Raw genomic sequence first — 14,255 nt, forward strand, 5'->3', positions numbered from 1 at the left:
TAAAAATAAATATCTGCTAAGATATATTAATATATAATATGTTGAAACAGATTTGGCAAGAGGTACAAAAAGACTAAGTCTTGCTTTCCGGGGGCCAAAGAATTAACTTCCCCATAAACTTAAGCAGTGTAGGAGATTATGAGCAACAAAATTCTGACTAAAAAGGCACTCATCCCCGGCCAGACAAGCATGCTGGTCATTGACTGTCCCCAAATTGCCAAAAAGGCTAAACCGGGCAACTTCGTAATTCTGCGCATCCATGAAAAGGGTGAACGCGTCCCCCTCACCATAGCTGATACTGACCATGAAGCAGGAACCATCACCATCGTATATCTTGTAGTTGGTAAAAGTTCCGCTCTGCTTGAAACTTTGAATGAAGGCGACATCATTCTTGATGTGTGCGGCCCTCTTGGCAAACCAACGCATATTGAAAAATCTGGTACAGTTATCTGTGTCGGCGGTGGTACCGGAATCGCAGCCATGCACCACATAGCTAAAGGCCATCACAGGGCCGGAAATCATGTTGTCGCTATTGTCGGAGCCCGCAGCAAAGACCTTCTCCTTTTCTGTACAGAGCTAGATTGCTTCTGCCCAGAACTCCTTATCGCAACTGATGACGGAAGCTCCGGACACAAAGGATTTGTGACTGATGTTCTGCGCGAACGACTTGAGAAAGATAAAAATGTATCAGAAGTTGTCGCCATCGGGCCTGTACCCATGATGGAAGCGGTCTCTAAGGTAACCAAACCTTTTGGAGTCAAAACAACTGTCAGCCTGAATTCGATCATGGTAGACGGTGTTGGGATGTGCGGAGCCTGCCGCTGCAATATCGGCGGGGAAACAAAATTCGCCTGTGTGGACGGCCCTGAATTCGATGGACACAAGGTTGATTTTAATGAATTGAGAATGCGCCTTGCCCAGTACAAAGAACAGGAGAATGTTTCTATGGACCTGTTCAGGAGGGATCATGGTTAATAAACAGAACTTCACCCCCACACGAACTCCCATGCCGGAACAGCCTGCAAACGTGCGTAATAAAAATTTCAGCGAAGTTGCTCTCGGCTATTCTAAAGAAGAAGCAATGGCAGAAGCAGCTCGTTGCCTGCAATGTAAAAAGCCTCTCTGTCAGAAAGGTTGTCCTGTTGAAATCGATATTAAAGAATTCATCAAACACCTTGCGGACGGAGATATTCCTTCTGCCTACCGCACAATCAAAGAAACTAACGCCCTGCCGGCAGTATGTGGGCGAGTTTGTCCGCAGGAAAATCAGTGTGAAGGTTCCTGCATACTCGGCAAAAAGTATGAGCCGGTCGCTATCGGACGTCTTGAGAGATTTGTTGCCGATACCTTTGACAGTGATTCTGCATGTGAAATGATTACCGGACACACAGCATGTAGTCTGCCGAATGAGCAGTTTAAGGTTGCGTGCATAGGATCAGGACCTTCCAGCCTGACAGTATCCGGATATCTTGCAGCGCGAGGTGTACCGGTTACAGTATATGAAGCTCTTCATGAAGTTGGCGGAGTTCTCATATACGGTATACCTGAATTTCGTCTGCCCAAGTCTATAGTTGCACGTGAAGTAGGTGCACTGTGGTCCAAAGGTGTAACGTTCATGCCCAACTATGTTGGTGGCAAGACCTTAACTGTTCAAGACCTGTTTGATGATGGATTTGATGCAGTATTCATCGGAGTTGGAGCCGGACTTCCATGGTTCCTTAATATCCCCGGAGAAAACCTCGTTGGCGTATATTCATCAAACGAATACCTGACTCGTATCAACCTTGGCAGGGCTTATGATTTCCCTAAATTTGACACCCCTGCTCCCAAAGCCCGCAATGTGGCTGTAATCGGCGGTGGTAACGTAGCTATGGACGCTGCCCGAACAGCTTTGCGTCTGGGTGCAGATAACGTCTACATCACATACCGCCGTACTAAAGAAGAGATGCCTGCCCGCCTTGAAGAGCTGCATCATGCTATAGAAGAAGGCGTACAGCTTGAACTGTTGACCTCTCCCATTGAAATTAACGGAGATGAAAATTCACATGTTAAATCAATGACTCTTCAGGTGATGGAACTTGGCGAACCGGATGATTCAGGTCGCCGCCGTCCGGTACCGGTTAAAGGCAAGACCAAAGAGCTTGAGGTCGACATGGTCATTCTCGCAGTAGGAACAGGCGCAAACCCGGTTCTGCTTGAGGCAACACCCGGACTTGATCTCAATAAATGGGGCTACATTGTCACCGATGCTGAAACAGGTGAAACGTCTATCCCTAATGTATATGCAGGCGGTGATATTGCCGGAGGTTCTGCTACCGTTATTTCTGCCATGGGTGCGGGAAGACGTGCAGCAAAGACCATTGCAGACAAGCTAGGTGTATAACGGACTAGACTCAGCTAGCATCTTTTAGATCTAAGCTTAAAAATAAAAGGCGAAGTTTTTCAACTTCGCCTTTTTTAATTTTTTCAAGTCCAGTTTAACTGGAACATTCATTCAAAAACACAAAACATCCTTACTCTCAATTTTCAATATTAATACGATATATACCGTATTTAGCTTTCGGTTTATCTCCCTCATGTATCCGGGAAGTCGTGAAATAAAGTTTTCCATCAGGGCCTAGACTGAATGAATCAGGCCAGCTTATTTTTTTGTCTTGAATAACAGTTTCCACTCTCCCTTCAGGGGTGGTTCGCAAAATGGCATTTTTTTCTAATCCCGAAATATAAATTTTCCCGTCAGGACCAAAGAAAAGTCCATCAGCAGCTCCTGTTTTGCCTACAACTTTTACCCTTGCAGCGACCTCTTTATCCGCAAGCGAAAAATTACGCAGAACTGACGCAGGCAGACTGTACATAGTGCGCCCGGTCAGAGCCTGATAATAAAGTATATCATTTGAGGAATCGTAGGCAATGCCATCAGCGTTAACCTCCGGTCTATTTTCACCGAACATCCAAAGACGACCACCAATTGTGAGAATTATATTTTCCGAAGAGGTAGAAGGATCAGCATCAAGAAACCGATGAGCTTTACCTGTTTCAAGATCTAGAGCAATCAGTGCACCTGCTCCAGAATCAGTCATGTATGCAAACCCGTGCTTTATATCAATACGAACATCATTCAGATAACTGTTTGAAGGTGCTATTTTGTTATCGAAAAGATAGGTGCGAATAATTGAATTTGTCTTAAGATCAACTTGAATAAGCTTTGGTCCACTGGGCACAACTCCTTTGAATTGCGGGTTGGCAGGATCTAAAATCCAAAGCCTGTTTTTACTGTCAATAAATACAGCTTGAACACAGACCAGATGTTTCTCAGGATCAAGACCTGATTTCCACGTATTAATTAAAACATTCGGATATGGGACAGCTTTACCGGCAATTATTTCTGCAACAGATATCGGAACATTATCTGACCAACGCGGATAATTGACAAATAAACGTCCTTCCTTGGATACAGCAAGTCCGGTCCAGTGAGAGTCAGAAAAAGCTATGGCCTCCAAACCACACTCAGAATCAAGTACTGCCTTTTTGTGAGAACAGCCAGCTAACATACCTGCAACAATAATCAAAAGTGTCCACCAAATTTTCTTTCCACATGTAAACATTCTTTGTTTGTTCATAATGCAATCTCACTGGTAAATGGATATCACAGGTTAAAAAAATACATATTTTTAAAATATAAAATAACTCTCAACATTTTTTTTTACAAGGACTGAAACAACGTAATTGCAAACACCTCGATAACTGCTCAAAAAAATAAAAAAGCCTTTACCTGCGGATGGTAAAAGCTTTTTATTGTTAATCCTGATATGGCAAAGGATCAACCGAGGGGTGTGTGGTGTTTAATTTTTAAGTAAAGGAAGGAGTAGCTCTTTTATCGGTCATAATTTTTAAAATAACTTTATCAGTCTGAGCCATACCCACGGAACCCAGTTCACCTACGTTGCGGATGCAGGCTTCAATATCATCGTCAAGGATTCCATCTTTTCCTGGGATGGCAATCCCTTTCATGGCAAGTAATGCAGAGTTAATTGCAGCTTCAACAGCTGAAGCGACTTTAAGAGCGCAAGAAGTCTTAGCTCCATCGCAGATCATTCCTGCAATATCGCCAAGAGTATTTTTGATCGTATTTTCAACATCTTTAAGTCCACCGCCAAGCAGCAGAACAATTCCACATCCGGAAGCAGTGGCGGCAAGACTTGCACCGCACAACGCGGAAAGCTTGCCCAAATGACTTTTCATATGAATAGCGGAAAGGTGACTGAGAATTAAAGCACGTATAAGCTGTTCCTCAGTTGCATTGCGACGTCTTGCAAAAGCAAGAACTGGCAAAGTTGCAGTAATTCCCTGATTACCACTGCCGGAATTGCTCATTACCGGCATATTGATGCCTTCCATTCTAGCATCTGATGCAGCAGCGGTCATTTTTATAGCAAATGAAACAATGTCATCAGAGCGAATTCCATCTTCAATATCTTTGGCAATTGACTTACCTACCTGTAATCCCCAGTCATAGGACAACCCTTCAACAGCAACAGCTTCATTTAATTCAGCAGCTTCGAGAATAAACTGAAGGTATTCAACCGGAGCCTCTGTGGCAAATTCATAGATATCTGCCATTGTCATTTTGCAGTCAGAAGATTCCTTATCATTACTTAAAAGCGGAGTAGAAAAAATCTCTTCACCATTTTTTTCAACCAATGCTATGGCATTGTGAGCTCTGGCAATCACACATCGGGCACTTTCTGTACCGGCATCTACAAAAACTTCAGCATAAAGCAACTCTTCAGTATCAGCCAGTTCAACACTGAGACGTCCTTCAGCCATAAGCTTCTTGGCTTTTGCTAACTGATCAGCATCAAGATCACGCAACACTTCAAGTGACAGTTCTGATTTTCCACCAGTCACACCAACAGCTGCTGCGATATCAAGTCCGGTCATTCCTGTACCTGGAACGCCAACGCCCATACCATTTTTAAGAAGATTTCCGCTTACAAGAACCTTAACATTTTCAGGTTCCTTCCCAAGAGTCTCAGCCGCTTTGGATGCTGCAAGTGCAATTGCAATAGGCTCTGTACACCCCAGAGCAGGGACGACTTCACGCTTAATTATTTTTGCGTATTCAGACCAATTCTGCTTAATCATTATTATTCCCCTGCATTATCAGCGAGGTCGTATATTTCATTAATTTTATTAAAAAACTCAACCAAAATTCACATTAGAATGAGAACAAGGATTTACCAATTTTCTGCTGAAATATAAAAACCGTTAAACCCCAAAATATCACCACCCAAGTGGCATCCGGCTGCCACTTGGGTGATGTAGAAACAATTACTTAAGCTCTAGCCTTTTCTAATTCACCATTACTATTGAATAAGCCTTCAAGCATAAGTGCAAGGGCACCGTCACCGGTAACGTTGCATGCAGTACCGAAGCTATCCTGAAGAGCAAATACTGCCATCAGAAGAGCGACCCCGGCAGGATCAAAACCAAGCACGCCTACAACAATTCCGAGGGAAGCCATAACAGTTCCGCCGGGGACGCCCGGAGCCCCGATTGCAAAGATACCGAAAAGCAGAATGAAAAGAGCCATTGTACTCACAGCAGGAAGATGACCATAAAGCATCATAGAAATAGTCATTGCAAAAAATGTCTCAGTCAGAACTGAACCGCAAAGATGAATAGTCGCTCCCATGGGAACCATGAATTCAACTGTATCCTTGCAAAGAATTTTGGATTTTCCGGCACATTCAAGAGAAACAGGCAGAGTGGCAGCGCTGGACATAGTACCTACTGCGGTCAAGTAAGCCGGCGGATAATGCTTAATGACTTCCATAGGATTTTTCTTGGAGATTATTGCTGCAATTGTATACAGCACGGTCAACCATATAAACTGTCCGGTCAGAACAAGCACAATTACTTCCAGAAATACAGGAAGCTGATGAGTCAGACTGCCTTCGTATGCAAGGCCGGCAAACGTTGCTGCAATGAAGAAAGGAAGAATAGGAATAATGATACGGGTAACAACCTGCATCATGATTGATTCAAATTCACCAAGAATATTTTCAAAAGTGACTGCCTTAACCCAAATAGTTGCAATACCTATTATAATTGCAGTCACCAGAGCAGTCATTACAGACATGATTGGAGGAATGTTAAGTTGAAAAACAACCTTAGGAAGTTCGACCAGACCTTCAACAGAAGTGGCGATAGAAAGATGCGGAATAATTACATATCCGGCAACTGCTGCAAATGTTGCTGCTCCGGCAGCGGAAAGATATGCCAGACAGACTCCGGCTCCCAGCATTTTATGAGCATTCTGCCCCAGTCTGGTAATTGCAGGAGCAATAAACGCAAGAATTACAAGAGGGACAGTGTAAAAAATAAACTGTCCCATTACATATTTTGCAGTGACTACGACTTCCATCACAGCGTCATTTGCCATAAGTCCTATGACAACACCCGCGGCAATACCTACGACCAATTTTAAAATCAGTCCAAAATCTTTTAATTTTGATTCAGCCGACATGTTCATTCCTCATAGAAAACCAACTCATCGTCAATTTTCAATTTTTACCAGACAGCAACACTTGCTCAGGTATTAATTATTTAACCGCGATAACCTCAATTTCAACTAAAGCGCCAAGTGGGAGTTTACCAACTTCGAAACAGCTGCGGGCAGGAAAAGGCTCTGAGAAATAAGTGGCATAAACTTCATTAATTGCCGGAAAATCTTCAATATTCTGAATATACACAGATGTTTTAACAACATTTTCCATGCTTGTTCCAGCAGCTTCAAGAACATGCTTCACATTCTCAAGGGACTGTCTGGCTTGCTCAGATGCGGACTCAGGCATTTTTCCTGTTTCTGCATTTATAGGCAGCTGGCCGGATGTAAAGACCATATTCTCTGTTTCAATTGCATGAGAATAACAACCGATTGCTGCGGGAGCTTTCTCACTGATTACTACTTTTTTCATCATATTCTCCTTTTTTTGCTCTTCGTATTTAAATCAAACTTTCACTTTGAAACTGGAGATCTTGTATCGATAAGAAAAAATCATGTCAATAAAATTTTATTATACAAATAAATATTTATTATTAACCGCAACAAATTCATCAAAAACAATATTAAATTGGTATAAATTTATCAAAACATAAAATTATGGCAACATATAGTCAGTAAACAAAAAATGCCGAAGTACTTTTATAGTGAGTACTTCGGCTGATAAATGATGGAAAGATGTACGTAGCTAGAGAACAGCTCTCAAAATATGCAAAAGTTGCCTTTTTATTATCCGCTAACCTTATGCAAATAGCGATAAGCTGTTGCTTCTGAAACAGCTAGATGTTTTGCGACTACTTTGATTGCCCCTTTGAGCATGAATACTCCCCGATCATTGAGAGTGGAAACGATCTCTATTTTTTCATCTGACGTCATGCGTTCGGGCAAAATATTGGTATCAGATACAACCTGCGCAATAAGTGATTCGGTCAGATCTTCCATTGATTTAGGAAATGTCTCGCGATGAACTTCTTCCTGACGACCACTGACGCATTCTTCTTTATCCACTTGTTTTTCAAAACCGGCACTGCTTATAACTTTATTAATCATTTCCCGTACAGCCAGAATATCTGACGTATCCATATTCAGGCAAAGCATTCCCAGCAGTTCACCTTCAGCATCTTTGATAAAGTATGTTGCAGAATGAAGAATATGTCCGTTACGAGCCTCGGTAGTGTAGCCCATCATCCAATCATGATTCTTGTAGACTCCATCAACCAGAAATTTCAAAGCAAGATCAGTCAAAGGGGCACCTATACTGCGACCTGAAATATGAGAATTTGCAATAGCAAGGACAGACTTTTCTTTATTTGCTGTCCCGTGAAGCACAACCTCACAGTTCTCACCTATAAAAGAGCCTAAAAACGCGACAAGTGGAATATAATTATTGATCGATAGAGTTTGAGAATAGACTTCGGCTGACAAAAGATTCTCCCTGTTAATAATTTTTTATTAGCAAATAAAAATTTTGTACTCATGATAAAAAAATTGTCAATATTGAAACTCTTCAGAATAAAAGTAATCACCAATTACAATGTAATAACCCAGAATACCCTGAATCGAGGACTATATTTTTAAATTCAAGCATAGTACATCTTCCCTTTAAATAATAAACCTTAAGCCCTGATGAGCTATGACCATAGATAAATTCGACTTTGAAGCCACCCTGCTGACGACCAACTTCGCCACTAGACTGCTTGCAATGCAGATAAATATAGAAGTTTTAATTGATCGAGCCTTAGAAGCATTCTGTGATCTTGGATCCTGTAAAAATGCCACACTCATTATGTATGACGAGAAGCAGGAACTAAAAGGTATTGCAGCTTCTGTAAATGGACAGAGATTTCTTATTGATGAAGAACTCACGATGACAGAAGCAATGATGGAAGCAGCCAAAAGTCTTAAACCTGTTATACGTCCTGTTTGTAATAAAACAGAGTTTCCTCTTCCTACAGATAGTTGCTGCAAAAACAATACATGTCTTTGCGTCCCACTTGTTGGCTCACGAGATTCAATCCGTGGATTTGTCACTTTATACCGCGAAAAATCAAAACCCTGGGAAATATCAGAACTTTTTCAACTTGGAATTGTTTCTACTGTTGCAGCAATCTCTTTTGAGAATTCAGAACTTTTCCGCCAGACCATTGAAGACAGTCTGACCGGGCTTTATTTGCGCCGTTATCTTTTCATCCGTCTGGAAGAAGAAATTCAAAGACTGAAAAGGAGAGGTGGCTCCATTTCAATAATAATGTTGGATATAGATCACTTCAAACGTGTAAACGATACCTACGGCCATGACATAGGAGATAAGGTCCTGAAAGCTGTCGGTAAAGTATTGAAAGAAAGTTGCCGTACCGGAGTTGACCTTCCCTGTCGATACGGAGGGGAGGAATTCGCAGTAATGATGCCGGGATCAACAAAGGAAGAAGCTGAAGTGGTGGCAGAACGAATTCGGTTAGCCTGTGAAAAAACCGTTATTTCTACAACAGAATATACTATCAAGGTAACCCTTAGTTCAGGGGTTGCTTCGGTCAACGAATGTAAGACAATCTCAGGTGACACATTGATGAAAAAAGCTGACAAAAGACTCTACAGGGCCAAAAAAACCGGTCGCAACAAGATTGTCTGTGTAGATTGCTGAGATAATTAAATTTACTATGGAGCGACACTGGCGTTCAGACTTGCCCAATAGCTCAATTTACAATTTCTGATTAATGTTTCAAAGCTCCAATAGCTTTATAACATTGCCACACAATTCATTTCTCAAATAATTTGAATCAAATTCCGTTTGGAGTTATACAGTACATATTAATTTTTATGCTCCACGGAGGGAGATGATGGAGTCCTTGCAAGACAAATTTTCGAAAATAGCGGAAGAAAACGATAAATACACTCACGGCGGGAATCTGCGTAAACTGTCAGAAAGGGCAGGCTGTCCCTCCTGCGAGATCGTTGATTTTTCAGCCAATATCAATCCTCTGGGTCCTCCATCATGGTTGCAGCAGGAAACAGTGTCTGCTTTAGCAGAAGTAGACCGCTATCCTGATCCAGAATGTACCGAACTGACTCTTGCCGCCTGTGAAAAATACTCCGTATGGCCGACCGAATGTGTAGCAGGAAACGGTGCTTCAGAACTGATTTCAGCCATTACCAGAATAGGTGGATTCAAGAGAGCTGTTATCCCTGTACCCTGCTATGTGGACTACGAACGGTCCTGCAAAATGGCAGGACTCAAAACGGAGCAAATACCTCTTGATCCTCAAAAAGCATTTGCACCTGATTTTGAAACTCTGTCTTCTTTTTTGTCAGCCTCTCCCGCACTGGTTTTTCTGGCCCAGCCCAATAATCCTACAGGAACAGCATTTGATCCTGCAGAACTCAAAGCACTTGCCAGCAAGCATCCTGATTCTCGTTTTATCGTTGATGAATCTTTTGCGGACTTTGTTCCGGGACTGGAAAGACTGACTGGCAACCGCCCTCCGAACGTAATCACAATTGTCTCACTAACAAAATTTTATGCTATCCCCGGCCTGCGTCTGGGACTGGCTTTTGCTTCACCAGACATCATTATGGAGATCAAAAATATACTGCCCTGCTGGTCAGTTAATATTCTGGCCCAGAAAGTAGGATTACGATGTCTGCGTGACAACGAGTATGAACGCAGGACAATTGAAGCAACAATCCGCCTGCGTGAAGAATTAGTAGAGGGGATAATGCAGGTTCCGGGAATCAGAGTACTTCCCTCACAGGCAAACTTCATGCTGTGTCAGGTCCAGCGGGTAGGTATGGATGCCGCAGGACTGATTGAACACCTGCTTAAAAATAAGGTTGCGGTACGCCACTGTGACAACTTTGACGGACTGGATTCCACATATTTTCGCATTGCCGTACGCACTAAAGAGGAAAACCAAAAACTCATTGACGGACTGCGCTCTTTTTCCGGCATGGATGTATCAGCACCCAAAGCAAGTAAAACTCCAGCCCTCATGATTCAGGGAACATGTTCTAATGCAGGTAAATCCATTCTTGCCGCAGCATTTTGCAGAATTTTTCTACAGGACGGTTTTAAAGTTGCCCCCTTTAAAGCTCAGAATATGTCACTTAATTCATTTGTAACAGATGATGGACTTGAAATGGGCCGCGCGCAGGTCACACAGGCAGCAGCATGTAAAATGTCACCTAACGTGCGCATGAATCCAGTACTGCTCAAACCGGGCAGTGATATCGGGTCGCAGGTTATAGTCATGGGCAAGCCTGTGGGAAATATGAAAGTACAAGAATATGTAAAATATAAATCTACAGCCTTCGAAGCGGTTAAAGAAGCATACGATTCACTAAGTTCGGACCGCGACATTATGGTCATTGAAGGAGCTGGAAGCCCGGCTGAAATAAACCTCAAGCAGCATGATATCGTAAACATGGCTATGGCTAAATACGCCGAGGCCAAAGTTATCATCACTGGGGATATTGACCGTGGCGGAGTATTCGCTGCTCTTGCCGGGACAATGGACCTCATTGAGTCCAAGGAACGGGAGCTTGTCTGCGGATTTCTACTCAATAAATTTCGCGGAGATGCCTCACTACTGACTCCGGCCCTTGATTTCACACTGCACCATACAGGAAAGCCGGTACTGGGAACTATCCCGTATATAGGGAATTTAGGACTGCCTGACGAAGATTCCGTCTCGTTCAAAGAAGATATTAATAAATCCGGCAGCAAAGGTAAGCGTAAAGACTGCGTTGATATTGTCTGTATCGATCTGCCCCGCATATCCAATTTCACAGATCTGGATGCCCTGCGTGATGAGCCGGATGTCAATTTACGCATCGTTGATAAACCTGAAAACCTAGGTAAACCTGATGCAATTATTATCCCCGGCAGTAAATCGACATTAAGCGACCTCAATCACCTACAGGAAACAGGATTGGCTCAGGCTGTGACAGATATGCGTGATAAAGCTGTTCTAGTCGGTATTTGCGGTGGCTTCCAAATGCTGGGTCAATATATCAGCGATCCGGACCAAATAGAATCAGACGGAGGCACAGCATCGGGTATGGGACTGCTTCCTTTGCAAACAACCCTTGCGCCGGAAAAGACCCTGACTCGTACAAATGGAATACATTCACAAAGCAAAATGGAAGTCAGCGGATATGAAATCCACCATGGTAAAACAGAACCACTACTCCCTATAGTGAGGGCTGCAATAGTCCCTCAAGGCTTCACGGGTGGAGTTCCAGTCTCAAAAGCCCTTGGATTTGGGACAAAATCGGGTATGATCTGGGGAACATATCTACATGGTATATTTGATGCTGATCCTTTCAGGCGTTGGTTCATAGATTCCCTGCGAACCAAGAATGGACTGCCCAAACTCGAAAAAATCCAAACAACATTTGGAATGGAAGAAGCTCTTGACCGCCTGGCCGATGTTGTAAGAGAAAATGTGGATATGAAAGCTATTTATGCAGCTCTTGGCTTTTAGGATAAATATGATTTAATGGATGATTTCGCCTCCGGTGACCGAAGGGGCTGATCCCCCTTTGGAATCCATAATCAGCGAAAGAAAATTAATTTGTACTGTATAATCTTCTTCATTATCTATCCCAGCACATAACCAATTCTGCAAATCCAGTATGCACGTCCTGCTGCTCGACAAGGATAGCAAAACCGTGTTTTTCATAAAAAACAACTGCCCCGGTGTTCTGAGTATAAACGGAAAGCTCCAGCCGAGATCGTAACTTTTTAGCTTTCTCTATCAAAAGTGCCCCAAGGCCTCTTCCTTGTTTTTCTGGAGCAATAAAAAGTGCAGCCAACTGATCATCAACTAAACACATAAATCCGACAATATTACTTTCATCCTCAATCAGCCACGTTTCTGATGCCGGTAAATATTCATCACGCATAACACTTAAGTTACTTACCCAGAAATTTTGCGGAACAAATGAATGTGCCTTAATCGAAGTCCGCAACCAAAGTTCACTTAAGTACTGATACTCATCAGATCTAACTTCTCTGATCATTTATCATCCCAGCAGTTTGGCGCGCATTAATTTCAGTGCAAAAAGAGTATTCGTAACCAGATACCTCTTCCACATGCGCTGCGGCTCCTGCAAAAATCTGTAAAACCACTCCAGACCGAACCTCTGCACCAACTTCGGGGCACGTTTTGATTTTCCTGCTACAATATCAAAAGTCCCGCCCACGCCCATAACAAAATCAACACCCAGCTGCTGCCGCCAACGGTTAATAAAATTTTCCTTTTTCGGCGATGTAATAGCCACAAAAAGCAACTTAGCCCCTGATTCAGCAATTTTTTTAACAACAGCTTCTTCATCATCCCAAAAATAACCATGATGGAATCCTGCAACAGTCAGCCCTGAAAATTTATTTTCAAGATTTTGAACCGCTTTGCTTACCACTTCCTGCCGTGCGCCAAGTAAAAAAACAGGTTCACCGTCCTTTGCCGCCCGGCCCAGCAATTCATGAAACAAATCAAAACCAGCTACCCGCTCAGGCACATCAATCCCCAAAAATTTAGCTCCCCAGACAACGCCCATGCCATCAATATTAACAATGTCACAGCTCTGAACCGACTCGTTCAAAACTTCATCCCTGCCCATATTCACCAGCTTAGCAACATTTACCACCACATGCTGAGTAAAAAGGCCATATTTCAAACGACTGAAAATTTCATCCACAGTCTCTCCCATGGTCCACGCATTCATACGTACACCCAATAAATTTATGACCTTGCTCTCAATCATCCGGCACCTTCAAAAGTAATACTTATACTGTCAACACCAGTTAATGCTGACAATAATGCTCTGACTAAAGGCTGAAAAACCTATGAGCATTCTCCGCACATATTGACCAGAGTTCGTTTACATCCATACTTTTCAACTCTGCAACTTTTGCCGCAGTAAAAACAACATACGCAGGTTCATTGCGCTTGCCGCGCCAAGGCTCAGGAGTCAGGAACGGACAGTCGCTCTCAAGCACAAGCCTATCAACAGGAATAGCCTTTACAGCCTCCTGTGCAATTTCATTCTTTTTATATGTAATAGGTCCGGGAACTGAGATATACCACCCGTGCTCAATTATCCTCTGCGCAGTTTCAGTATCTCCCCCGAAACAGTGCCAGAGCAACGGGCGACCGGACCAACCGAAATCCTCCAGTATTTCCAGAGTACGCCTGTGGGCATCGCGACTATGAATAACAACCGGAAGATCAAGTTCACGAGCCAGTTCAAGCTGCTCACGAAAAACAGATTCCTGAACATCACCGGGGACCCTGTCCCAATAAAAATCAAGACCTATTTCACCAAGAGCTTTCAAACGCTCATCACTTTGAAAAGCCGAGCGCATGGCATCAATATCAGTCGAAGCAAATTTATCAGCATCGTTAGGATGCACACCCACCAGAAAAAAGACTTCCGGATATTCATCAAAAAGTGCTTTATTCATTTCGTAAGCTTGCGGCCCCAGAAACACATTACCAATACGGCCGACACCGCATTCTTTAGCACGAGCCATAACTTCAGGTAGATCTTCACTAAAATCGTCCAGATCCAGATGGGCATGAGTCTCAACGCCCGGAGCAGTGATTCCAACAGTCTGCGGCAATGCTCTGTTTTTTTTCTTAGCCATAATATGAAAATGCCTCCAGCGGCTTAAATCCTTTAACAAAAAATT

12 protein-coding genes are annotated in these 14,255 nt (G+C 42.9%); 4 read left to right on the forward strand and 8 right to left on the reverse strand.

Annotation, left to right across the window (positions count from 1 at the left end):
* Positions 1-138: 138 nt before the first annotated feature.
* Complete coding sequence (locus H589_RS0109815; RefSeq protein ID WP_027721849.1) at positions 139-975, forward strand: sulfide/dihydroorotate dehydrogenase-like FAD/NAD-binding protein; 837 nt, start codon at positions 139-141, stop codon at positions 973-975.
* On the forward strand, positions 968-2,383 hold the full coding sequence (gene gltA / locus H589_RS0109820) for an NADPH-dependent glutamate synthase (protein ID WP_027721850.1): 1,416 nt from the start codon (positions 968-970) through the stop codon (positions 2,381-2,383). Before H589_RS0109815 ends, gltA begins: the two co-directional genes overlap by 8 nt.
* A gap of 136 nt (positions 2,384-2,519) precedes the next feature.
* Here the strand turns inward: gltA and H589_RS19580 are convergent, their stop codons facing one another.
* The 5 genes from H589_RS19580 to H589_RS0109845 all read right to left on the reverse strand — a co-directional run bounded on the left by H589_RS19580 (position 2,520) and on the right by H589_RS0109845 (position 7,990).
* Entirely contained in the window at positions 2,520-3,620 is a 1,101-nt protein-coding gene (locus tag H589_RS19580) for an L-dopachrome tautomerase-related protein (RefSeq protein WP_051249705.1), read from the reverse strand.
* A 229-nt stretch (positions 3,621-3,849) separates the two neighbouring features.
* The gene (locus H589_RS0109830; protein ID WP_027721851.1) at positions 3,850-5,145 is read right to left on the reverse strand and encodes an L-cysteine desulfidase family protein; all 1,296 of its coding nucleotides are present in this window, start codon (positions 5,143-5,145) and stop codon (positions 3,850-3,852) included.
* A 190-nt stretch (positions 5,146-5,335) separates the two neighbouring features.
* Positions 5,336-6,529, reverse strand: coding sequence for a cation:dicarboxylate symporter family transporter (locus H589_RS0109835; RefSeq protein WP_027721852.1), 1,194 nt, complete (start codon positions 6,527-6,529; stop codon positions 5,336-5,338).
* A gap of 76 nt (positions 6,530-6,605) precedes the next feature.
* On the reverse strand, positions 6,606-6,980 hold the full coding sequence (locus H589_RS0109840; RefSeq protein ID WP_027721853.1) for a RidA family protein: 375 nt from the start codon (positions 6,978-6,980) through the stop codon (positions 6,606-6,608).
* A gap of 314 nt (positions 6,981-7,294) precedes the next feature.
* A complete protein-coding gene (locus H589_RS0109845; protein ID WP_035075700.1) occupies positions 7,295-7,990 on the reverse strand; it encodes a helix-turn-helix transcriptional regulator in 696 nt (231 codons plus the stop codon).
* Positions 7,991-8,198: 208 nt separating this feature from the next.
* Between H589_RS0109845 and H589_RS0109850 the strand changes: the two genes are divergently transcribed.
* Complete coding sequence (locus H589_RS0109850) at positions 8,199-9,206, forward strand: sensor domain-containing diguanylate cyclase (RefSeq protein ID WP_027721855.1); 1,008 nt, start codon at positions 8,199-8,201, stop codon at positions 9,204-9,206.
* A gap of 196 nt (positions 9,207-9,402) precedes the next feature.
* The gene (locus tag H589_RS0109855) at positions 9,403-12,045 is read left to right on the forward strand and encodes a cobyric acid synthase (protein WP_027721856.1); all 2,643 of its coding nucleotides are present in this window, start codon (positions 9,403-9,405) and stop codon (positions 12,043-12,045) included.
* Between the two features lie 112 nt (positions 12,046-12,157).
* Here the strand turns inward: H589_RS0109855 and H589_RS0109860 are convergent, their stop codons facing one another.
* From H589_RS0109860 to H589_RS0109870, 3 genes are all read right to left on the reverse strand, one after another.
* Positions 12,158-12,583 carry a GNAT family N-acetyltransferase gene (locus H589_RS0109860; protein ID WP_027721857.1) on the reverse strand — a complete coding sequence of 142 codons (426 nt, stop codon included), beginning with the start codon at positions 12,581-12,583 and terminating at the stop codon, positions 12,158-12,160.
* 3 nt (positions 12,584-12,586) lie between these two features.
* Positions 12,587-13,327, reverse strand: coding sequence for a WecB/TagA/CpsF family glycosyltransferase (locus H589_RS0109865; RefSeq protein WP_035075703.1), 741 nt, complete (start codon positions 13,325-13,327; stop codon positions 12,587-12,589).
* Between the two features lie 64 nt (positions 13,328-13,391).
* Positions 13,392-14,210 carry a TatD family hydrolase gene (locus H589_RS0109870; protein ID WP_027721859.1) on the reverse strand — a complete coding sequence of 273 codons (819 nt, stop codon included), beginning with the start codon at positions 14,208-14,210 and terminating at the stop codon, positions 13,392-13,394.
* Positions 14,211-14,255: the final 45 nt, after the last annotated feature.

Origin of the sequence: Maridesulfovibrio zosterae DSM 11974, from assembly GCF_000425265.1 — a bacterium.
Classification (GTDB): domain Bacteria; phylum Desulfobacterota; class Desulfovibrionia; order Desulfovibrionales; family Desulfovibrionaceae; genus Maridesulfovibrio; species Maridesulfovibrio zosterae.